We start from the raw sequence: 22,204 nt of genomic DNA on the forward strand, positions 1-22,204 counted from the left end.
GTTCGAGGATCGGACGCCGCTGCGTCCGCCCAGGGCTCCCGAGCGCCGCCGTATCCGCGGATCGGGCCGAGTTTCGCGTCGCACAACTGGCTCGCGCCGATCGCGAATCGTGCGCGCGATCGGTTCGCGGCGATCACGAACGGTGGCAAGAAATTAGACCCAGACTATCGTCTAGTGCCAACGTATACCAGACCATGAAACAGGAGATGCGTACCACCGACTTCCTGGACCGGGCGGTCGACCTGTACGGGGACGTTACCGGCGTCGTCGCGCACGACGGCACCGAATACACCTACGACGAGGTGAACGATCGGGTCAATCGGCTGGCTCACGCGCTCGTCGACAGCGGGGTCGAACAGGGCGATCGCGTCGCGTTGCTCGCGCCGAATACGCACTACTTTATCGAGGCCCTGTACGCGACGAACAAACTCGGCGCCGTGTTCGTTCCGCTTAACTACCGGCTGGCCACGGGCGAGTACGAGTACATCTTGAACGACTGCGAGGCGGGAACGCTGATCGCGGACTACGACTACGCCGAGAAGGTCGAACCGATCCGCGACGAGATCCCGGCGGAGACGTTCGTCGGGTACCGGGCGGACGAGATAGCCGGCGACGACTGGCGCGACTACGAGGCGTTCATCGACGGTCGGTCCGCAGCGGAACCCGACCGGCCCGATATCAGCGAGGACGACGACGCCAGCATCAACTATACTTCCGGGACGACGGGCGATCCCAAGGGTGTCGTCAGAACCCACCGCACCGAACACTGGCACGCGCTGGTGCTCAACCAGCACATGGAGATCAGGGACGACGACACCTACCTCTGGACGCTGCCGATGTTCCACTGCAACGGCTGGGGCCACACCTACGCGATCACGGGCACCGGCGGCACGCACGTCTGTCAGCGGACCTTCGACGCCCAAGGTGTGTTTGATCGCGTGCGCGAGGACGACGTCACGTTCATGTGCGGCGCGCCGACGGTGCTCAACAACCTCATCGCGTACGCCGAGGAACACGCCGACGTCGAGACGACCGGCGATCGCGACGTCCGCATCGCCACGGCCGGGAGCGCGCCCGCGACGGCCACGATCGAGACCGTCGAGGACGAGTTCGGCTGGCGGATCATCCACATCTACGGCCTCACCGAGACCGCGCCGATCATCACGACGAGCAACTCGCCGCGCCGCCTCGCCCAGCGCGGGCGCGAACTCAAGGTGAAACAGGGCTTCGGGACGCTCTGCACCGACGTCCGGGTCGTCGACGAGGACGGCGAGGACGTCCCCCGCGACGGCGCGACGATCGGCGAGATCGTCGTCCGCGGGAATCAGGTGATGGACCGGTACCTGAACAAGCCCGACGCCACTGAGGAGGCTTTCAACGATCGCGTCGAGGGCTACTTTCACACCGGCGACCTCGCGACGATCGACGAGGACGGCATGATCGCCATCCAGGATCGCAAGAAGGACATCATCATCTCCGGCGGGGAGAACATCTCGAGCATCGAGGTCGAGGATATCCTCTACGACCACCCGGACGTCCTCAAAGCCGCCGTCATCCCCGTCCCGAGCGAGCAGTGGGGCGAGACGCCGAAGGCGCTGGTCGTCCCGAAGGACGACGCCGATCTCGACGAGGAGGGCGTCGTGAGCTTCGTCGGCGAGCACCTGGCGAGCTACAAGAAGCCGACCAGCGTCGACTTCGTCGACGACCTCCCCGAGACGGCCACCGGCAAGGTCCAGAAGTACGAACTTCGCGAGGAATACTGGGACGACGAGGCGCGCAAAGTCGGTCAGCAATAGGACGCTCGGGCGGACTTTTCGATCGGCCTTTTGATGGGGACCGGCGATCGCGATCGAGTAGAGGTGCGATCAGATACTGCCGTAGACCCTCGATAACTGCTGAAAGCACTACGAAAGCCCTCGATTCCCTTTCCACCCGTATCGGCTGATTGGACTGCCACCGCGGGCGGGACTGAAAGGGGCTGGCGGTATCCGGGAAGACGGGCGCCGTAAGCACCGACCGAAGTGAGGTCGTTCGAAAGACGCTCCGCGTCTTTCGTGATCTTCAAAAGAGCGCAATGCGCTCTTTTGGACCTCGCCGAGCTTCGCTCGGTTCAGTGACGAGAGACCGCAGGTCTCTCGAACCACGCGCAGCAAGCCCCTCGACTGGATACCGCCAGGGGCTTTCGTGGTATTCTCAACTGCGTCAGCGCTGTGAGATCACGACCTGACCGATACCGATCGATCGCGTGGCGCAACCCTTTAGTCGGTGCTCGCGATACACCCGATGGGAACCGCACGGCCGCAAATCTGACTCGCCGCCGATTCTGGCGGCTTGGGATTGCGGAAGTGCACCCGGCGAGAGCCGGTTACACGCGAGACGCGACTGCGGTCAGTGCGATTCCTATCCTCTACCAATGGCACGAATGCACACCCGCCGCCGTGGCTCGTCCGGCTCGGACAAGCCGGCGGCAGACGAACCCCCGGAGTGGAGCGACGTCGACCCCGAGAAGATCGAAGAGCGGGTCGTCGAACTGGCGGAGCAGGGCCACGATCCCAGCCAGATCGGGATCGCGCTGCGTGACGAAGGCGTCACGGGCACGCCCGTTCCGGACGTCAAACTGGCGACCGGCAAGAAGATCACCGAGATCCTTGAGGAGAACGACGCGAAAGCGGACGTTCCCGAGGATCTCCGGAACCTGATGGAACGCGCCGTGCGCCTGCGCGAGCACGTCCAGGCCAACCCGCAGGACCACCAGAACAAGCGCGCTCTGCAGAACACCGAGTCGAAGGTTCGCCGCCTGGTCACCTACTACCGCGGCGACGAACTCGAGCCCGACTTCACGTACTCCTACGACGTGGCCAAGGAACTGCTCGAAGGCTAACCGACTATCCACCAGATGTCCACCGAGGGTCGATCCGCCGAACAGACGTCCGCCGCGGCCGCCATTGAGAGCGCGAGCTTCGTTCGGTTCGTCACGCGAGCCGATGGGGACGGTCTCGCCGCGAGCGGCCTGCTCGCCCGATCGCTGGCCGATCGCGGGACGCCGTTTCAGGTGACGATCGGCCGCACCGTCGCGTCGCGGACCGCCAAAGCGGCGGCGAGCGCCGACACCGATCGCGCGGGCGACGAGACGATCGTGATCGGAACCGCCGACGCCGACGTTCCCCGCGTCGGAACGACGGACCGTCCCGCCACCTTCGCGGCCTGCGAGATCGTGCGGGAACTCGGCGCGACGCCGGATCCGATCCTGGCGCTCGCCGGCCTCGCGGCCGCCGGGATCGACCCCGGCGCGGGCGAGAGCGAGTGGCTCCTCGAGGCCGCTCGCGATCGGGGACTCATCGATCGACGGCCCGGAGCCGTCGTTCCGACCGCGGACCCGGTAGACGGAATCGCCTACTCCACGCGCGTTCGCGCGCCGTGGTCCGGCGATCCGGAGGCGACGCGCGAGGCGCTCGGAGCCGTCGCCGACGCGGCCCGCGACGACCCCGAGTCGCTCGACGGAGACGACCACCGGGCGATCGGCTCGGTCGTCGCGCTCGACGCGGTCGGCGACGAGACGGCGTCCGAGACGGCCGCGACGGCGATCCAGCGCGCGTTGCGTCCGTACGCCACCCCCGACGGCGCGTTCGCCACGATCGGCGGCTACGCCGACGTGCTCGCAGCGGCGGCCCGGACCGAGCCCGGGACCGGCGCCGCGCTTACGATGGGCCACGACGCCGTCGACCCGGCGCTCTCGGCGTGGCGCGAGCACGGCCGTCGCGCCCACGCCGCGCTCGACGAGGCGTCGACCGGACGGTACGACGGCCTGTTCGTCGTCGGCACCGACGGCGGCCCCGTCGAGGCGATCGCCCGCGTCGCCGCGGCCTACCGCTCTCCGGAGCCGACCGCGCTCGCGATCGGCGACGGCGAGGCGGGACTGGCTGCTCGCGAGGACGACCTCGGCGCGACCGTCGAGGCCGTCGCCCGCGAACTCGCCGACGAGACCGACGGCGAGGTCGAGTACGACGGCGCCCGCCGACGCGGCTACCTGCGCTACGACCCCGACGTGGACGAGTCGACGATCATCGCGACGGTGAGGGGATTCCGATGAGTCGGCGCGCGACGGCGACGATCCGGACGGAACACGACGATCCAGACGTGCTCGCGCGAGCGCTCGACCCGGACAACACCGACGAGATGGAGACGACCGCGATCGCCCCGACCGAGATCGAGCCGGGAGCGGTCCGCACGCGAATCGATCGCGAGACGACGAGCGGACTCCACTCGACGGTCGACGACTACGTCGTCAACGTAGACGTCGCGATGCGGGTTGCACAGCACGCGGAACCGACGGACGCGGGACCTGCGTCCGACAGCGATAGCGATCCAGATACCAACAATGAGTGAACGATCAGTTTCACGCGCGAAACAGGAGAAGCGGTGGTACACCGTGCTCGCACCGGAGCAGTTCGACCGGACGGAGCTCGGGCAGACCCCCGCTGACGAACCGGAAAAGGTCTACGACCGAACCATCGAAACGACGCTGGGCGAACTCACCGACAACGCCAGCGAGAACAACACGAAGCTCACATTCAAGGTGACCGACGTCGGCAGCGACGCGGCGTACACGGAGTTCATCGAGCACTCGCTGACCCGCGACTACCTGCGCTCGCTCGTCCGCCGCGGCGCCTCCAAGATCGAGGCGTATGTCACTGTCCTTACGACGGACGACTACCGCGTGCAGGTCCAGCCCGTCGCCTTCACCACCAAGAAGGCCGACGCGAGCCAGGAGCAAGCCATCCGCGAGACGATGGTCGAGATGGTCGAGGACGCGGCCGCCGACCGCACCTTCGAAGAGCTCATCGACGGCGTCGTCGAGGGCCGGCTCTCGTCGGCGATCTACGGCGAAGCCAAGACGATCTACCCGCTGCGCCGCGTCGAGATCCAAAAGGCGACGCTCGAAGCCCACCCCGAGGAAGTCGCCGAAGAAGAGGCGACCTCCGTCGACGTCGACGAGGAAGACGTCGCCGCCGACGACTGATCGCGGTCGTCGATCGGGTCCCGATTCTCGATTCGCGGTCGACTCTCGACTGCCGATCGGATTTTTCGACGCGACGGTCGCGGCTTCGCGAGCGATAGCCGGACTCATCCGACGCTGGCAACGCGCCGTCCGACAGCCGCTGCTACGGCCGGTAGCCCCATCCAGATCGGCGTCGCGACTCGATCGGTTGGTCCCTAAAAAACACCGTATACCTCGTGTACCCCTACCCGAGGTAATTCGAGCATTTGCCCGCCAATATAAATACTTTCTGTCGTGTACCGGATCGGTTACTCCGTGACGACGATCGTTCCTTTCATCTCGGCTCGTTCGTGCGGAATGCAGACGTACTCGTAGGTTCCGGGGACGTCGAAAGTGTGCTCGAACGTCTCGCGCGTCCCGAGTCGGCCGCCGCGGCTTTCCCCCCAGGCGTCGTAGGCGTCGGCCTGGTTCTCGAAGCCGCCGGTCGCGAAGTACGTCGCGTCGTCGGGGATGAGTTCCTCGTAGGCCGTCACCGTGTGGACGGCCTCGCTCGTGTTCTTCCAGACGACGGTCTCGCCGACGCGCACCTCGTACGTCTCGGGGACGAACTCGGTTCGCGTCATGCCGATGTCGCAGGACTCGCCGTCGCACGGGTCGCCGCCGGACAGGTTGAGAACGGACGAACAGCCGGACAGGCCGGCGGCGGTGCCGGAGCCGAGGGCGGCGAGCAGGGCGCGCCGATTCATACGCGACGATTGGGCGAGTCGCGATATAACGACCCTGGTTCGGCCGTCGAACACGTTCGGCGCTGGCCGGACCGCCGGTTCGCTCCTCGGTCTGCGACGTCGGTTCGACCCCGTTTCGCGATCGACCGTCGGCGATTGCGATCCGAACGAAAACACGTAAGGTATCGGCCGGTCGAAACCGGGAGTATGCTTCCCCGCTTCGTCGGCCGCCTGGGCGCGGCGGACGCGGTGACGATTGCCAACGCCGCGCTCGGCTTCGTCGCCGTCGTCGTCGCGTTCGTCGACATCCACCTCGCCGCCCGGCTCATCCTGCTGGCGGCGATCGCGGACGGGCTCGACGGCATCCTCGCGCGGCGCTACGGGGGGACCGATGCGGGGCCGTACCTCGACTCGCTCGCGGACGTCGCCTCCTTCGCCGTCGCCCCCGCCGTCCTCGCCTTCGTCGTGGTCCGCGGCGGCCTCGGGATCGGCTTCGATCGCGTCACGCCCGAGTTCCTGCTCGTAGCGGCCGTCAGCGCGCTGTTCGTCGCGATGGCCGTCACCAGGCTCGGACTTTACACGGCGTACGACACGACCGGCGCGTACACCGAGGGCGTCCAGACGACGCTCGCGGCGACCGTCATCGGCGCGTCGATCCTCGCCGGCGTCGCCGACCCGCGGCTCGTGCTGGCGATCACCGGCGCGTTCTGTTACCTGATGGTCTCGCGCATCCCGTACCCGGACCTGCTCGCGCGCGACGCCGCGATCATGGGCGTCGTCCACGCGCTCGCGATCCTCGTCCCCGACTTCGCCGGCCGGACGTTCCCGTACGCGCTCCTGACGCTCGGCATCGCGTACATGACGCTGAGCCCCTGGTTCTACTGGCGCGACGACGAGCCCCAGCCGGCCGAGACGGGCCTGCATGGAAACGCTTAGGAACGTGCTGACACGACCTGTACGCATGGTCACTGTCACGCGTCGGCGCCGTCCGGAGGTGGAAGTATGAGCGACGAAGACGCTGATACGGAATCGTCGAACGATGCCGAAGACGCCGAGCAGACGGCAGATGCGGACGCAGAGGCGGAGTCGGTCGATCTCGACGCGATCCGATCGGACCTCACAGCCCTCGAAGACGACCTCGAAGGGCTCGCCGCGGACCTCGAGGCCGCCGAGACCGAAGACGACCTCGACGTCGTAGAGGAGGACATCGAGGCCTTCCGATCGGACCTCGAGACGATCGAGGTCCCGGAGCCGCCGGAGGAAGAGGCGGAGGACGAAGACGAGGACGAGGAGTCGGTCACGCCGGAGGAGGAACTCCAGGAACGGTACGACGACATCGAGAGCGACGTGTCGGACCTCGAATCCGATCTCGAAGACCAGCGCGGTCCCTACGCCGAGGACGTCGTCGGCGAAATCGACGGCGTGAGCGCCACGATCACGGGAACCCGCTGGACCGAGGAGGGGAACGCGGAACTGATCGAGGCCGTCGACGGCTTCCTCGCCGAGCTAAACGACCTGCTCGGAAGCGCCGTCACCCTGGTCGACGAGGGCGAGGACGTCTCGGAACAGCTGGACGCCACCCTCGATTCCGCGGTCGAGGCGGTTGAGGGCGCCGATCTCGACCCCGACGACGACGCGGAGACGATCGCCGGCCTGCTCGACGCGACCGACGGCCTCGAGAGCGGCGTCGACGACGCCACCGAGTGGACGGACCTCGAGATCCGCGAACAGCTGCGCCGCGAGGGGTTCTACGACGTGCTCGATCACGTCAAGGACTTTCCACCCGAGTGGCACGCGCTGAAAGTCCACGAAAAGCGGGGCAACGTCGATATGATCCTGCTGGCGCTCGAGACGTTCGACTCTGGCTTCATGGAGGAACACTGCATGGAGGCCTTAGAACGGATGGGGCCCGAGGAAGCCACCGAACCGATGCTCCAGAAGGCGAACCGCCGGGATCAGGCTGCGATGCGCGTCCTCGGCAAGATCGGCGTCGAGGACGAGCAGGTCGTCGACACCCTGCTGGACTACGTCGACACCAACCCGAACCTCCAGCAGCCGGCGTTTCGCGCCCTCGGCGAGATCGGCGCCGAGGAGGCGGTCGAACCGATCGCCCAGCAACTCGTCGCCGACGAAGCGGACGTCCGTAGCTGGGCCGCCCGCGCGCTCGGCCTGATCGGCGACACCCGCGCGATCGAGCCGCTCGCGGACGTCCTCGAAGACGACGAGTCCGATCGCGTTCGCGCCAGCGCCGCGTGGGCGCTCAACCAGATCGGGACGCGGGAGGCCCTCGAGATCGTCGCCGAGTACGAGGACGATCGCGCGTACCTCGTCCAGGCCGAAGCCGAGAACGTCGATCTCGAACCGGTCGCCTGACCCGTCCAGATCCGGCCGCCCGAATCGATCCGAATCCCCTCGAATCGCCGCCGACACGCGTTCCTGTTCTGTCGACGCCGGAGTTTAAGTACCGAGGGGCGGCCAGACACGTCGATGTCCGATCGGGCGTCCATCGTCGGCCTCGTCATCCTGATCGCGAGCGCGATGCTCGCGCTGCCGGTCGGAGCCATCGCGACCGCGTCCGCGACGCCGGAACTGTCGCCGGACGCGATCGGTCCGGAGTCCGAAGCGCTGAGGGCGAACGCAGACGGAGACGCGGACGGTCTTCGTTGTCCCGCCGATCGCCACCGATCCGATGACCGATCGTCGGCGACCGTCGGTCCTCCCCGAATCGTCGAACTCTATCCGAACCCGACGGTGCACGGCAACGTCGGCGAGTACCTCGTTCTCGAGACGCCGCCCGAGACCGCTCTCGAGAACTGGACGATCACCGACGGGCACACGACCGCACGCCTGCCGAACGAGACCGTCTCGGGGCGTATCGCCCTGAGCGCCGATCCCGCCGCGACCGAGCCGCTGACCGCCGACCCCGTCCTCGAACTCGACGGAACGCTCCGGCTCGCGGTCGACGGCGACGAACTCTCCCTTCGAAACGGTACGACAACGCTCGATACCGTGGCCTACGATCGAGCGCCGCTCGCGGAACGGTGGTACCGGAGCGATCGAGCGGCCGAAAGCGATTCGGCAGCCGACGCCGCCGCTCGCGGCCGGTGGTGGCCCCGCGACGCCACCTGTCTCCCCGTCTCGACGTTCGATCCGGAGGAGGCGACGGCGTTCGTGCTCCCCGACTCCCCCGACGTTCCGCGGGAGACGATCCGGAACGCCGAGGACCGGCTCCTGCTCGCCGGCTACACCTTCACCGACGAGGCGATCGCCGCCGACCTCGTCGACGCGGCCGATCGCGGCGTCGACGTCGCCGTCTTGCTGGAGTCGGGTCCGGTCGGCGGCGCTCCCGAGGAAACTCGGACGCGAATCGAGAGGCTCGACGCCGCCGGAATTGACGTTCGCGTCATCGGCGGCGAGGGTGCCCGATACCGCTACCACCACGCGAAGTACCTCGTCGCAGACGACGCCGTCCTCATCACGACCGAGAACTGGAAGCCGTCGGGCGTCGGCGGTGCGTCGAATCGCGGCTGGGGCGTCCGCGTTTCCGACGGCGACCTCGCGGACGGGCTCGCGGCGGTGTTCGAGGCCGATTTTGACGGCTGGGACACCGAACCGGGGCCGGCACACGTCGAGAATGCGTCGTTCGTCGCGGACGACCCCTCGCCGGCCCGCGAGTTCGACGCCGACCACCCTCCAACGACGATGCCCGTCGAGTCGGCCGAACTCCTGCTCGCACCGGACAACGCCGAGCCGCGGTTGAAGGAGCTGCTCGCGTCGGCCGACGACGAACTGCTCATCGAACAGGCCGGCGTCGACCCCGACGTCTCCCTGCTCGAAGCGTCGATCGACGCCGCGCGACGCGGGGTCACGGTCCGACTCCTCCTCGACGGGTCGTGGTACGTCGCGGACGAACACGAACGCCTTGCAGCGCGCCTCGATCGGGCGGCCGCGCGCGACGACCTCGACCTCGACGTTCGTCTCGTAGACGACGAACGGTGGAACCGGTTCGAGAAGATCCACGCCAAGGGGATCGTCGTCGATCGAGAGACGGCGGTCGTCGGCAGCGCCAACTGGAACGACAACTCCCTGCGGGAAAATCGAGAAGTCCTGCTCGTCCTCCACGGCGAAGCCGCGGCCGCCTACTACGCCGACGTCTTCGAAGGCGACTGGGAGCGCGAGGGGTGGTCGTTCCCGATCGAGCTCACGCTCCCGGTCGTCCTCGCGCTCGCGGCTGCGGCGATCGTCGGGCGACGGTACGTTCGGTTCGGTGACGAACAACGGGCGGTTTCGGAAGCGCCGTCTCGAAAGCGGCGGTGATACATCTCCGGTGCGTTGCGCTGAGAACGATTCGTCGGCGCGGCCGATTCAGTCCGCGTGACCGTCGGCTTCGAGTTCGAGGTGCTTGCAGTAGTCGCGTTCGGGATCGAAACAGTCGGGGCACTGCTCGGGCCGATCGATGATGGTGTCGAGGCGCTCGGCGACGGTGTCGTCGATGACGCTCTCGAGCGCGCGGGCTTCCTCCCGGAACTCCTCGACTTCGAGGACGTTCGCGAGGAATCGCTCGATGATACAGTACGTCTGGAGGGCGTCGTGAGCGCGTTCGAGGCCCTCGTTGGTTAGGCTGGCACCCTTGTACTTCTCGTGATCGACGAGCCCTCGACCCTCGAGTTTACCGATCATCTCGTTGACGCTCGCCGGACTGACATCGAGCAGGTCGGCGAGCGTGCCGGTCGAGGCCGGACCGTCTTCGATGCGCTGGGCGAGGTAGATCGCTTTGAGATACTGATCTGCGGTATTCATTGACTCCCTCCATCGGTGATTGCGACGTATTCTGTGGCCGGTTCTCGCGGTCGCACGGCGCCTCGAAGCGCGGGCCGGGTGCGTCGAACGACGACTGACGCACCGGTCATGCTCTGTGCTCCATGATCTCGGTAACCTCCTGGACGCCGTCGCGTTCCTCCTCGCGGATGTCATAGAGCGTTTCGAGGAGCCGATCGCGATCGATCGCGAACGTCGCGTCCGAGGCTTCGATCGCCGCGATCAGATCGTCGTAGAACTTGTACGCCGTCTCCTCGTTGGCCAGTTGGTCGTAGAGGACGCCGTCCGTGTCCTCCGGCGGGCCGTACCGGGCGTCGACCAGTTGGTTGATCTCCTCGTATTCGACCGTCTCGGCGTCGAGGTCGTCGACCAGCGCCTCGAGCCGCTCGCGGTGGTCGGCCGACTCCGCGGCGGCCTCGGCGAGCAGCTCCTCCACCTCCTCGTCGATCGCCTCGCGCTGTTCGGCGGGCAGGGAGTCGAGGTGGTGGGCGGCGCGTGACTCGACGACCTCCTCGAGCACGACCCCGATCTGCAGCAGTCGGGCGAGCTGGTGGTCGCTCGAGACGCGCTGTCCCAAACTCATAGCTGGTCTTCCGTGTGCATGCTACTTAACTTCCTGCATCCGATCGTGGCGAGTCAACCCGTGTACCGCCACACGCGTCGGCCGCCGCCGCCGTCGATCGCGTCGACCTGCTTGAGCGTCCGCTTCAGACACGACCACCAGCCCTCGACCGTCTCGTACCCAGCGGGATGCCTCTCGTACAGCGCGTCGACGAAGTCGGATTTGCGCGCCCGCCCTCGGTCCTTGAGGAACGCGATCGCTCGGCCGGCGACCTCGCGTCTGGCCTCGACCTCCGCGTCCGACCGACCGGGGACCGACAGCGAGTCGAGATCGACGACGTCCGCGCCCGGTCGGATCGTCTCGTCGCCCAACTCGGTGGACGATCGGTACTCGAGGCCGGTTTCGACCGGCCGGTCCAACCGCGATCGCGTCTTCGCGACCGCCCGTCTGGAGAGTTCGTCCAGCCGATCGAGTTCGACCGTCTCGAGCACGTCCGCGTCCTCAGAGACGGGGTCTCCTCGGATGCGTACGACGCGCTCGGGTTCGAGTCCGGACGCGTCGGTCCCGGCTTCGTCGGACGCCGACGTTGATTCCACGTCGGTCGGCCGCGAGTCGGCCGTCCGTTCCCGCCTACGATCGGAGTCGGTTCGCTCGGTACCGTCGGGGAAATCGACGGTATCGACGGCCCGATCGCGGGAGACGGTGGTCCGCGGCGAGCCGCGAAACTCGATCGAGGGATAGCGCTCCGAGCGAGTCCACCCGCTATCGGAATCCCCGCTTGCTCTCGAGCCGTTCGCCGCCGCTTCGTCGTCGGGGTCCGCTGCGGTGGCGGCCGATTCGTCGGTAGGCGTCGTCGGTTGCGCGTCGGAGTCCGCTCTCTCGTCGCGATCGGCCAGTGTCGCGAGTCGGCGCTCGAGATCGACGATCCGATCGCGATACGCCTCGAGAATCCGCTCCGATCCGTCGGGTTCCTCCGTGATCGAGGCGCGGTGCTCGATGATCCATCGGACGTACGCGCTCCGGCTGTCGAAGCCGATCAGCCGTCGCTCCGTCTCGAGCGTCTCGAACGTCTCGTCGTCCAGTTCGACTGGCAGGGACCGCATCGACACCCGGTACACCACTGGCGTACTAAAAGGGTCGTCAGACGATCCCCTCGCCGACGATCGTCGAGAGAAAACTCAGGAGCGATCGCGAGCCGTGCGGACGCGGGAGCTACCGCTGCTCGATCGGCGGAAAACCGAGACGTAGAACCGCAAAATCCCGTTTCGAGGAAGAGTACCCGATCAGTTGCGCTGGCGGAGTCGCGCGGCGACCAGTTCTTCGAGATCGTCGCGCAGTTCGTCGACGGCGATCTCCTCTAAGACCGGCACGAAGAAGCCCTCGACGAGCATATTGCGCGCAGCGCGCGGATCGACACCGCGGGAGGTCATGTACAGCAGGTCCTCCCGGTCGATCTGGCCGACCGTCGCCGAGTGGCTGGCCTCGGTGTCGTGGTTGTTGATGATCAGCTTCGGCGAGGCGTCGGCCTCGGACTCGTCGGAGAGCATCAGGGTGTTCTCGCGCTGGTAGGAGCTGGTATCCCAGGCGTCCTTGCCGACGTCCTGGACGCCCTCGTAGACCGATCGGGCGATGTCGTCAGTGACGCCGCGGGTGACGAGGTCGGCCGTCGTGTGCTCGGCGCGGTGCCAGACCTTCGCGTCGAGGTCGAAGTGCTGGTCGTTGTGGCCGTAGAAGGCCCCGACGATCTGGGTCTCCGAGGAATCGCCGTTGAGCTCCGTGGAGACGCCGGACTTCGTCAGCTGGGTACCGAGGTTGACCTCGATCCAGTTGATCGTCGCGTAGGTGTCGGCGTCGCCGCGCTTGAGCGCGAAGTTGTAGGCCTCCTCCGAGAGGTTCTGGAGGCTGCCGTACTGAACCGAACTGTTCTCGCCGGCGACGACCTCGACGATGCCGCTGTAGTACTGTTCGTCCTGCTCGGCGCCGGTCGACTGGCGCTCTAGGATCGTGACCGAGGAGGACTCCTCGGTGACGACGAGCGTGTAGTTGAACAGCGAGCGGGAGTTCTGCTCGGTCCGAATCGTGACGTCCTCGGCGTCGACACCCTCGGGGACGTAGATCACGGTCCCGGTGCTAAACAGCGCCGTCGAGAGCGCCGTCAGGTAGTTCTCCTGGGGATCGACGACGGAGCCGAAGTGCTCCCGGAGGAGCTCCTCGTGTTCGTCGACCGCCTCGCTCCAGGGCAGGACGTCGGCCTCATCGGGGCCGACCTGGTCTTTGTTCTCCGCCACGTTCAGCGGGTCCACGAGCGACTCGAAGTCGAGCTCGTGGAGGTTCGTCCAGTTGCGACCCGGCGTTCGGATGACGTCGGGCATGTCGAGCCCGGAGAGCGCCTCGAGCGCCTCGAGACGCGTCTCGAGCAGCCAGTCGGGCTCGTCGAGTCCCTCGCTGATTTCGCGTACCTGTTCTTCGGTCAGATTGGCGTGTACCTGCGTTCCTGCGCTCATATTATCCGAGGCTCCCTTCCATCTCGAGTTCGATGAGACGGTTGAGTTCGACCGCGTACTCGATCGGCAGTTCCTCCGTGATCGGCTCGATGAAGCCGGCGACGATCATCTTCTTGGCGTCGTCGTCGTCCAGACCGCGGCTCTGGAGGTAGAAGATGTCCTCGTCGCCGATCTTGCCGACCGTCGCCTCGTGAGCGACGTCGACCTTCGACTCCTCGATCTCCATGTACGGCATGGTGTCCGAGGTGGACTCGTTGTCGAACATCAGCGCGTCGCACTCCACCGCAGTGGAGGAGTTCTCGGCGCCGTCGGCGATGTGGACGAGACCGCGGTAGTTGGTGCGGCCGCCGTCCTTGGAGATCGACTTGGACTCGATGGTCGACTTCGTGTTCGGCGCGTTGTGGTAGACCTTCGCACCGGTGTCGATGTTCTGGCCCTTGCCGGCGAAGGCGATCGTGATGTGGGTGTCGGTCGCGCCGCGCCCCTTGAGGATCGAGCACGGGTAGAGCATGGTGGCCTTCGAGCCCATGCTGCCGGAGACCCACTCCATCGTGCCGTTCTCCTCGACGATGGCGCGCTTGGTGTTGAGGTTGAAGGTGTTCTTCGACCAGTTCTGGACGGTCGAGTACTGGACGTGGGCGTCCTCCTTGACGAAGACCTCAACGCCGCCGGAGTGGAGGTTGTGGGTGCCGTACTTGGGCGCGGAACAGCCCTCGATGTAGTGGACCTCGCTGCCGGGTTCGGCGATGATGAGCGTGTGCTCGAACTGGCCCATCCCCTCGGAGTTCATGCGGAAGTACGCCTGGACGGGCATCTCGACCGTGACGTCCTCGGGGACGTAGACGAAGCTCCCGCCGGACCAGACGGCGCCGTGTAGCGCTGCGAACTTGTTGTCGCTCGGCGGCACGCAGGTCGTCATGAAGTACTCCTTGACGAGTTCGGGATGCTCCCGAACGGCCTCGTCCATGTTGCAGAAGATGACGCCCTTTTCCTCCCACTGCTCCTGCATGTTCTGATAGACGATCTCGGACTCGTACTGGGCACCCACGCCGGAGAGGGCGTTCTTCTCCGCTTCCGGGATGCCGAGCTTGTCGAAGGTGTCCTTGATCTCGTCGGGCAGTTCCGTCCAGTCGTCGACGCCTTCGCGCTTGTCGACGTCCGGCCGGATGTACGGGACGATCTCTTGGACGTCCAGTTCGGACAGGTCCGGCTGCCCGGGCCAGTCCGTCGGCATCGGCATGTTCTGGTACTGCTTGAGCGCGCGGAGGCGCCGCTCGAGCATCCAGTCGGGCTCGTCCTTGTCCTCGGAGATCATCCGGATGATCTCCTCGGTCAGCCCCTTGTCGGATTTTACCGCGGCGTTCTGTTCCTTCTTGAACTCGAACCGCGCTTCGGTGTCGGTTTCTTTGAGGTGATCTTGTTCGGAACTCATAATTTGATTGTGTATATGGTTACGGCTGCAGGGTTATTACCGTTGTTCTAGCCGAATTCGGTTACGCAGCGCCGTAGACCTCGTCGCGGACCCAGTCGTACCCCTTGTCCTCGAGTTCTTCCGCCAGCGAGGCGTCGCCGCTCTTGACGACCTGACCGTCGAGCATGATGTGGACGTGGTCCGGCTCGACGTAGTCGAGGATGCGCTGGTAGTGGGTGATCTGGAGGATGCCGGTGCCGACGTTGTCGCGCAGCGCGTTGATCCCGTTCGAGACGTCCTGCAGGCGATCGATGTCGAGCCCGGAGTCGATCTCGTCGAGCACGGCGATCGACGGCTCGAGGATGGCGGCCTGCAGCACTTCGTTCTGTTTCTTTTCGCCGCCGGAGAAGCCAGCGTTGAGGTACCGCTGGGCGAACTTTTCGTCCATGTCCAGCTGTTCCATCTTCTCCTGGAGGAGCTGCTGGAACTCGGCGACGCCGACCTCGCCGTCGTCGGCGGGGCCTTCCATCGGCGAGGTCTCGTAGCCCTCGTCTCCCTCCGCTTCTTCGCCCTCGTCTTCCTCGAAGAGCTCCTCGCGCTCTTCGATCTTGGCGTTCAGTGCCGTGCGGAGGAAGTTCGTCATCGTGACGCCCTCGATCTCGGCCGGGTACTGGAAGCCGAGGAAGACGCCGAGCGCGGCACGCTCGTTGGGTTCGAGGTCGAGCAGGTCCCAGGTGCGCTGGTCCTCGTCGATCTCGACCTCGTCGCCGAACTCGTCGTCGTCGAGGTGGAGCAGCACCTCGCCCTCGGTGACCTCGTAGGCCGGGTGGCCGGCGATGACCTTCGCGGTCGTCGACTTCCCGGAGCCGTTGGGCCCCATCAGGGCGTGGATCTCGCCCGACTCGACCTCGAGATCGACGCCCTCGAGGATCTTCTCGTCGCCCTCCGCCACTTCCGCGTGCAGGTTGCGTAGTTCGAGACGTGCCATAGTACTCTGTCGTGTGAAGGGTGGGGCGTTCACCTCATAACGATTTCGTCTTCGACCGGATCGATTCTCAGTTCGAAAAGAAAACTTCCGACATCGAAAATTCTATCATCTCCGACGGGAGACGCGGTGACCGGATGGGGGATTCGCTGACGGCCGTCGGTACGCCGGTGGTCTTCCAGTTGACACTTAGCGATCGCTCGAACGGTGACCTGTTCGGAGGTGTATTAATACGTCTACGGCCCCAATACTAGGCCATCTGGATGGGCATAACCAGCTGTATTGTCATGTCGGAACTAGAATACTCGCCGACGTATCCAACTCGCATCACACAATAATGGAGTGGCTATTCATCTTTCTGGGCATTCTCGTCCTCTCGTCGTTCATCTCATTTGGGCTCAGCTACGTCGTGTATCGCAACCGCGACAAGGAAGGTGCACTACCCCTGATCGGCGTTCTCCTCGGATCCGGAATCTGGACCGGATCGGATGCGGCGATCCTGGCGAGCAACGACCCGTCGACTATGTTGCGATTACACGCCGTCGGGTTCGTCGGCTCGTCGCTGCTCGTCTTCTCGATTTTCCTCTTCTCGCTCTTGTACACGAACCGGGGGCGGTACCTGACCCGGCGAACCGTCGCGGCGTTGGCGCTTCCGTTCGTCGTCGTGTTGATATTGGTCTTTACCGATCTGTCGATGGGTCACGGGCTCGTGATCGGGGACTACCGCGTGGTCTCGGCCGGCGACTTCCTCGTGATAGATCCGACGTGGGGACCGGCGTTCACGATCAACGTCCTCTACTCGTACGCGCTGGTCGTGAGCGCGCTACTCCTGTACGTGCTCGAGTTCGCTCGCGCGGAGCCGGGGAACCCGCACCGACGACAGTTGATTCTGCTCGCGCTCGCGGTCGGCATCCCCTCGATAGCCAGCGCGGTGTACATCACTACCGAGCCGCTCGTCGATCCGACGGGGGTTGCACTCGCCATCACCGGAATCCTGTTTTACGCGTTGCTCTTCCGGTTCGAGCTGCTCAACCTGGTCCCGATCGCCCGCAGCACCGCCATCAAAGAGCTCGAGCACGGCTTCATGGTCCTCGACACCAATGGCCGGATCGTCGACGTGAACAAGTCGATGGCGGCGATGAGCGAGTCTTCTCGCGCGGTGCTCGTCGGCTCTCGCGTCGAGGATGCCTACGACGAGCACCCGGAGTTCGTCGAGATGATCGAGGACGACGTCGAGACGAATCGGGACTTCTCGGTTCAGTACGACGACGAGCTTCGTCACTTCAACGTCGACGTCTCGAAGGTGCACGCCGCCAACGGGAGGTTCGTCGGCTGGGTCGTCCTGGCCAGAGACGTCACGACGGACCGTCGTCGCGAGCGGCGGTTGCGAGAACAGACCGAACTCCTCCGGCAACAGAACCGCAGACTCGAGCAGTTCGCGAACATCGTCTCGCACGATCTTCGGAACCCGCTTACCGTCGCGACGGGGTACCTGGAGTTGGAACGCGAACGACATTCGCCGAGCAACCTCGAGGCGATCGACAGGGCGCTCGATCGGATGGACGAGATCATCGAGGACGTCCTCACCATCTCGCGACAGACCGCCGAGTCGATCGACGCCGAGCCCGTCGACCTCGAGCCCGTCGCCGGAGAGTCGTGGGCGATGATCGACACGCGAGACGGCGAGTTACGGATCGACTCGAACGAGCGGATCCTCGCGGATCGAAGTCGACTCAGACGACTGCTCGAGAACCTGTTTCGAAACGCGTTCGACCACGGTAAGGACGACGTGACCGTGACGGTGGGGTCGATGCCCGACGGGTTCTACGTCGAAGACGACGGGCCCGGAATTCCGGCGGCGAACCGAGAGCAGGTGTTCGAGGAGGGGTACTCGACGGCGGGGAGCGGGACGGGCTTCGGGCTCGCGATCGTCTCTGCGATCGCCGACGCGCACGGCTGGTCGGTGCGCGCGACGGAGAGCGAAACCGGCGGTGCTCGATTCGAGATCAGCGGCATCGACGAGGTCATCGGGGACGACCGTGCGGGGTTCGATTAGTGACCGCCGTATCGGCGGGCGTTCCCAATCGGTGGCTTCTCGCCGGGAAGTCAGTCACATGAAGTTGTCGAGTCCGGTCTGCTGCTGGCCGGACTTGACCTCCTGCCAGGAGACGTCGAGCGCTTCGAGGATGCGTTCGATCGGCCCCTGTAACGTCTTCTCGAGCATTTCGTCGTAATCGACCTCGAACTCCTCGGGGACCTGGTCTTCGTACTCGAAGCAGATGACGTCGGGATTGCGCTTGAACGCCCCGTAGAGGGGATCGGTGCGGGCGTCGAGTCCCTCCGCGTCCTCGATACGTTCGAAGAAGGACGGATCGACCCGATCGAGGTAGAGCCGCTTCGGTTTGCTTCCGCGCTGGAAGTTAGTCCCCAGCAGCAGGTTGGCGTACTTCGCGCCGCGAACCTGCGCCGTGTCGGTGTCGTAGTCGGTCAGACGCTTCCCGATTCCGCCCGGGATGCCGATCTCGTCGAGCGAGACGTCGCCGCTTCGGACCTCCTCGATGACCTCGTTGACGTATGCCTTGGCACCCTCGACGTCGCCCTCGCGGACGATCATCTCGATGACCTCGTGTTGCACCTCCTTGGTGATCGGCGCGATGTCCGATCGCTGGTACTCGAAGCCGACGATGTCGATATCGTCGACGTCCTTGCCCTCCTTCCAGACGATGTGGCCCGCGTAGCGTTTCTTCGTGCCCGCCTGGAAGAAGCGCCGGTAGAGTTTCTCGAACTCGATCTGGAACCGGTGTTCCTGGGCGTTCAGATCCTCGCGCGCGAAGTCGTCGTAGCGACCGTTGATGTGCTCCTCGATAGCGAACGAGTGCTCCAGCGCCTCGGATTTCGAAACGTCCGGGCCGAGTTCGAGCATGACGCTGTCGGTGTCGCCGTAGGCGACCTGGTAGTCGAGTTCGTTCGCGGCCGTCTCGGTGAACTCGATCACCTCGCGGCCGGTCGCGGTGATCGCCGAGGCCGCCTCCTTGTCGTAGAGGCGGAACTGCTCCCAGCCCGAGACGCCGTACAGCGAGTTCATGATGACCTTCACGGCCCCCTGCTGGCGATCGTACTGCTCGTACTCGGGCGTGCCGGCGTCGTACTCGTCACGCTGGGCTTTCTTCTCCTCGCGCTCGGCGAGCAGTTCGTTGACCATCTCCCGGATGATGCCGTCGGGTTCCTTCCGGAAGTGCGTTCCCGAGGGCGCGGTGTAGGTCTCGCCGTCGTAGGCGTCGGGGTCGACCTTCGTCTCGGGCGAGGCGTTGACCGTCACCATACACATCGGGTACAGTGACTTCAGGTCGAGTACGGTCACGTTTTCCATGACGCCCGTGATCGGCTCGAACACCGCGCCGCCCTCGTACTCCTCGCCGGCCTCCTGCTGGCCCTTCGAGGGGAGCGCGAACCGCCCGTTCGCCTCGTGGAGGACGTACATGTCCACGACGTCGCCCGGCGTCGGGGCGTCTTCGAGCTTGCAGCCGACGAACGTGGCCATCTCCCGCCAGAACGGGATCAGCTCCTGCTGGCGGTTGAGTTCGACGCAGAGTTCCACGTCCCGAAGGTTGTACGCCAGCAGTTGCGTCGGATCGGTCTCCCAGAGATCGCCGATGTCGCCGGCGTAGCGCTCTTTTCCGACGCCGAGTTCCGCCTCGCCGACGGCGTCCAGTCGGTAGGAGTCGAGTTCGGAGAACACGCGGCGCTGGTACGCATAGAGCAGGTCGAAGACGACCCGGCCCTTGATGTCCGGGCCGCCCCAGTTGCTCCGCCAGACCTCGTCGACGCGAGAGAGCCGATCGATCGAGAGGTCGTACTCGTGGTGTGATCCCTGGAGCTCCTCGAGTCGATCGAGGAGGTACGGCGCGTCGAAGTCCTCGAAGTTCCACCCCGTCAGGACGTCGGGGTCGGTTTCTCGGATGTACTCGATGAAGGCGTCGAGCATCGCCTCCTCCTCCTCGAACGTCCGAACGTCGTAGTCGATCGCCCCCTCGATCGGCTCGTAGTCGGCGACCTCGGCCGGGATCTCGCCGTCGCCGGTCGGCGCCTCGTAGAGCCACATGACGTACTCGTCGCGGTAGGAATCGTGGCTGGTGAGACAGACGATCGGCTCCTCGCCGTCCTCGGGGAAGCCGGAGCGATCGTCGACCTCGATGTCGAACGTCTGGACGCGGGGGGTCGCGTCGACGTCCGCGGCCTCGACCTCCTCGTGGGGGACGACGAGCGAGTCGTCGTCGGCGCGTCGTTCCGGGACGCGAATCCCGCTGCGAATGTCTTTGTCGATCAAGAACCGGTTCGGGAACAGGATGTCGGCCTCGTAGTGCTCGAAGTCATCGCGCACCTGACCGACGTCCCGCGGCGTCTGGCCGAAGATTTTCGTCAGCCGCTCCCCGCGGATGCTCTCGTAGGGACCGCCGGTCTCGTCTTCCTCCTCGCTGCCCGTCAGCCGATCGTACGCCTCTTCGGGCGGTCGATCGAGCGTCTCCGTCGGCGCGTAGAAGTACGGCCGGAAGCCGACGACCTGCACGTGCTCCAGTCGGTCGTCCGGCGTGCGGCCGAACACGTGCATGATCGGCTGCTCCGAGTCTCCGTATCCCGCGATCGTGTAATCGACCTGCATGACGGCGAGTTCGAGTTCGCCGTCGGATTCGGGAAGCGTCTCATCGAGTACGTCGATCACCTCGGCGACGCGCGTGCCGCCGTTGCCGGCCACGGCAACCGCCTCTTCGTCCGGCCGGTCCTCGGACTCCTCGGCAAACTCCGCGAGTCCGGCCTGGCCCGCCTCGGTCATGGTACCGAGGTTCGAAGCCGGCGAATAAAAACCCCCGTACTCCGTCCCGCTCGCGCGGCGAAACCTGATACTGCGCGGGCAAAAAGACATATAATGTGTTACCACATAACACGGTAGCAGGTGATCGACGTGTCCACACGCGCGAACGACGACGAGACGATGGATAGTAGCGAATCGCGTAGCGATCCCAGTGTCGAGGGCACCGCGACGATCGAATCGTACGAGACGGACGACGGCGTCGTCTTCTACGACGCGGAGAACCCGTTAGCCTGGGTGGAAACCACCCGACCGCTCGCGCTCAAGGATCTCGCCTGAGATCCCGCTCGTGCGAGCGAACGCGAACCCTTTTGCGCCCGCCTGTCGTCCACACGCTTGTGGTCTTCGATCGGACCGAGCACGAACCGGAAGAGTACGACCCCGAGGAAGATCTGCGGGATCCGGAGAGCGACTCGCTGACCATTCCGCGGGTTTCGACCGAGGACGCCGGGTCGACTCTCCGAGCGGATCTGCGATCGGAACGCACCGACTCCGAAGACGGCCTCTCGGCGGGTGAGACCGACGTTCCGCCCGAGCTACTCAAAACCTTCTGGGCGATCGTCGTGGTGCTCAACGCGGCGATCCTCGCCTTCTCGATCGGCGCGCTGTTGGCGTTCTTCGAGGGCGCGGACACCCGCAGCCTCGGGCTCCTCGTCGGCGGCGTCGTCCTGTTCGGCTTCGCCGTCAAGCGGTACCGCGACTACATGGAGCGAAGGGATGACGAGGACGATGCGTAACTCCCGATCCGACCGTCGGACGGGAGGCGGAGACCGACCGACGATCGGTCGAAACCTAGTTCAGCGATCGCCGACAACACCCGTCACGCGCTGTTCACAGCCACTATGAAAACCGTACGCGACGATACCGGGAAACGGTATCTACTGCTCAAGCAGTCAGAGAGTGCGAGTCTCGTTCGCGATCCCGAAACCGGAAACGAATGTTACGTCCGGAACGATCGTCTCGACGTCGTCGGCGAATCGGCCCTCGAGACCGCCGCCCAGACGATCGACAGCCCGATCCGAACGCTGCTGACGAACGTCCACGACGAACAGACCCTGGGGCTGCTGATCGAACTCGCGGATCGCGGCCCGCTCCGGATCCGAACGCTTCTCGACGCGTACGACGTCTGCGAGAGCGACCTCCACGGGAGACTCACGGTCCTCTCGGCGGCGGGACTGATCGACGAAACCGAGGTCGCCGGCGAGCGCGGCTACCGCATTACCGAGCCGTGCAGGCGCGCGCTCGACGTCCTCCGACCCGACCTCGAGGGCGACGACGCCGTTCCCGACGAACCGTCGATCGACTCCGCCTGATCCCGATCGCGAATTCGGCT

General features: G+C 65.5%; 20 protein-coding genes. 12 read left to right on the forward strand and 8 right to left on the reverse strand.

The features are described from left to right. Window positions 1-194: 194 nt before the first annotated feature. The 5 genes from MUH00_RS13695 to MUH00_RS13715 all read left to right on the forward strand — a co-directional run bounded on the left by MUH00_RS13695 (window position 195) and on the right by MUH00_RS13715 (window position 5,020). Entirely contained in the window at window positions 195-1,796 is a 1,602-nt protein-coding gene (locus MUH00_RS13695; protein ID WP_246999436.1) for a long-chain-fatty-acid--CoA ligase, read from the forward strand. Window positions 1,797-2,413: 617 nt separating this feature from the next. Further along, the gene (locus tag MUH00_RS13700; RefSeq protein WP_246999438.1) at window positions 2,414-2,881 is read left to right on the forward strand and encodes a 30S ribosomal protein S15; all 468 of its coding nucleotides are present in this window, start codon (window positions 2,414-2,416) and stop codon (window positions 2,879-2,881) included. A 15-nt stretch (window positions 2,882-2,896) separates the two neighbouring features. Continuing rightward, window positions 2,897-4,090 carry an exonuclease gene (locus MUH00_RS13705; RefSeq protein ID WP_246999440.1) on the forward strand — a complete coding sequence of 398 codons (1,194 nt, stop codon included), beginning with the start codon at window positions 2,897-2,899 and terminating at the stop codon, window positions 4,088-4,090. Continuing rightward, complete coding sequence (locus MUH00_RS13710; RefSeq protein WP_246999442.1) at window positions 4,087-4,386, forward strand: KEOPS complex subunit Pcc1; 300 nt, start codon at window positions 4,087-4,089, stop codon at window positions 4,384-4,386. Before MUH00_RS13705 ends, MUH00_RS13710 begins: the two co-directional genes overlap by 4 nt. After that, window positions 4,379-5,020, forward strand: coding sequence for a 30S ribosomal protein S3ae (locus tag MUH00_RS13715; RefSeq protein ID WP_246999451.1), 642 nt, complete (start codon window positions 4,379-4,381; stop codon window positions 5,018-5,020). The genes MUH00_RS13710 and MUH00_RS13715 overlap by 8 nt, the downstream gene beginning before the upstream one ends. A 287-nt stretch (window positions 5,021-5,307) precedes the next feature. On the opposite strand, the gene MUH00_RS13720 is transcribed toward MUH00_RS13715, so the two are convergent. Then, window positions 5,308-5,745, reverse strand: a complete 438-nt coding sequence (locus MUH00_RS13720; protein WP_246999453.1) for a cupredoxin domain-containing protein — start codon at window positions 5,743-5,745, stop codon at window positions 5,308-5,310. A 186-nt stretch (window positions 5,746-5,931) separates the two neighbouring features. On the opposite strand from MUH00_RS13720, the gene MUH00_RS13725 reads away from it, so the two are divergent. The 3 genes from MUH00_RS13725 (at window position 5,932) to MUH00_RS13735 (ending at window position 10,041) form a co-directional block, all read left to right on the forward strand. After that, complete coding sequence (locus MUH00_RS13725; protein WP_246999454.1) at window positions 5,932-6,660, forward strand: protein sorting system archaetidylserine synthase; 729 nt, start codon at window positions 5,932-5,934, stop codon at window positions 6,658-6,660. 66 nt (window positions 6,661-6,726) lie between these two features. Next, window positions 6,727-8,097, forward strand: a complete 1,371-nt coding sequence (locus MUH00_RS13730; protein WP_246999456.1) for a HEAT repeat domain-containing protein — start codon at window positions 6,727-6,729, stop codon at window positions 8,095-8,097. Window positions 8,098-8,211: 114 nt separating this feature from the next. Then, window positions 8,212-10,041 (forward strand): phospholipase D-like domain-containing protein, encoded by a 1,830-nt coding sequence (locus MUH00_RS13735; protein WP_246999458.1) that lies wholly within the window; start codon window positions 8,212-8,214, stop codon window positions 10,039-10,041. Between the two features lie 48 nt (window positions 10,042-10,089). On the opposite strand, the gene MUH00_RS13740 is transcribed toward MUH00_RS13735, so the two are convergent. The 6 genes from MUH00_RS13740 to MUH00_RS13765 form a co-directional block, all read right to left on the reverse strand. Continuing rightward, entirely contained in the window at window positions 10,090-10,524 is a 435-nt protein-coding gene (locus MUH00_RS13740) for a metal-dependent transcriptional regulator (protein WP_246999462.1), read from the reverse strand. Between the two features lie 106 nt (window positions 10,525-10,630). Further along, a complete protein-coding gene (locus MUH00_RS13745; RefSeq protein WP_246999464.1) occupies window positions 10,631-11,125 on the reverse strand; it encodes a ferritin-like domain-containing protein in 495 nt (164 codons plus the stop codon). Window positions 11,126-11,178: 53 nt separating this feature from the next. Beyond that, window positions 11,179-12,207 (reverse strand): hypothetical protein, encoded by a 1,029-nt coding sequence (locus MUH00_RS13750; RefSeq protein ID WP_246999472.1) that lies wholly within the window; start codon window positions 12,205-12,207, stop codon window positions 11,179-11,181. A 180-nt stretch (window positions 12,208-12,387) separates the two neighbouring features. Next, on the reverse strand, window positions 12,388-13,608 hold the full coding sequence (gene sufD, locus MUH00_RS13755; RefSeq protein ID WP_246999474.1) for a Fe-S cluster assembly protein SufD: 1,221 nt from the start codon (window positions 13,606-13,608) through the stop codon (window positions 12,388-12,390). A gap of 1 nt (window position 13,609) precedes the next feature. Further along, a complete protein-coding gene (gene sufB / locus MUH00_RS13760) occupies window positions 13,610-15,040 on the reverse strand; it encodes a Fe-S cluster assembly protein SufB (RefSeq protein WP_246999475.1) in 1,431 nt (476 codons plus the stop codon). A gap of 61 nt (window positions 15,041-15,101) precedes the next feature. Next, complete coding sequence (locus MUH00_RS13765) at window positions 15,102-16,007, reverse strand: ABC transporter ATP-binding protein (protein ID WP_246999476.1); 906 nt, start codon at window positions 16,005-16,007, stop codon at window positions 15,102-15,104. A gap of 334 nt (window positions 16,008-16,341) precedes the next feature. On the opposite strand from MUH00_RS13765, the gene MUH00_RS13770 reads away from it, so the two are divergent. Next, on the forward strand, window positions 16,342-18,060 hold the full coding sequence (locus tag MUH00_RS13770; RefSeq protein WP_246999477.1) for a sensor histidine kinase: 1,719 nt from the start codon (window positions 16,342-16,344) through the stop codon (window positions 18,058-18,060). 54 nt (window positions 18,061-18,114) lie between these two features. Here the strand turns inward: MUH00_RS13770 and MUH00_RS13775 are convergent, their stop codons facing one another. Further along, complete coding sequence (locus MUH00_RS13775; RefSeq protein WP_246999478.1) at window positions 18,115-20,835, reverse strand: DNA-directed DNA polymerase; 2,721 nt, start codon at window positions 20,833-20,835, stop codon at window positions 18,115-18,117. 120 nt (window positions 20,836-20,955) lie between these two features. Here MUH00_RS13775 and MUH00_RS13780 point away from each other — a divergent pair, with 120 nt between their 5' ends. The 3 genes from MUH00_RS13780 to MUH00_RS13790 all read left to right on the forward strand — a co-directional run bounded on the left by MUH00_RS13780 (window position 20,956) and on the right by MUH00_RS13790 (window position 22,184). Beyond that, a complete protein-coding gene (locus MUH00_RS13780) occupies window positions 20,956-21,150 on the forward strand; it encodes a DUF7331 family protein (protein ID WP_246999479.1) in 195 nt (64 codons plus the stop codon). Between the two features lie 59 nt (window positions 21,151-21,209). Then, window positions 21,210-21,608: a DUF7322 domain-containing protein gene (locus tag MUH00_RS13785; RefSeq protein WP_246999480.1), complete on the forward strand. Its 399-nt coding sequence runs from the start codon at window positions 21,210-21,212 to the stop codon at window positions 21,606-21,608. Between the two features lie 105 nt (window positions 21,609-21,713). Further along, a complete protein-coding gene (locus MUH00_RS13790; protein ID WP_246999482.1) occupies window positions 21,714-22,184 on the forward strand; it encodes a DUF7346 family protein in 471 nt (156 codons plus the stop codon). The last annotated feature ends 20 nt before the right edge of the window (window positions 22,185-22,204 follow it).

It is taken from the genome of Halosolutus gelatinilyticus, assembly GCF_023028105.1.
In the GTDB taxonomy this organism is placed as follows: domain Archaea; phylum Halobacteriota; class Halobacteria; order Halobacteriales; family Natrialbaceae; genus Halosolutus; species Halosolutus gelatinilyticus.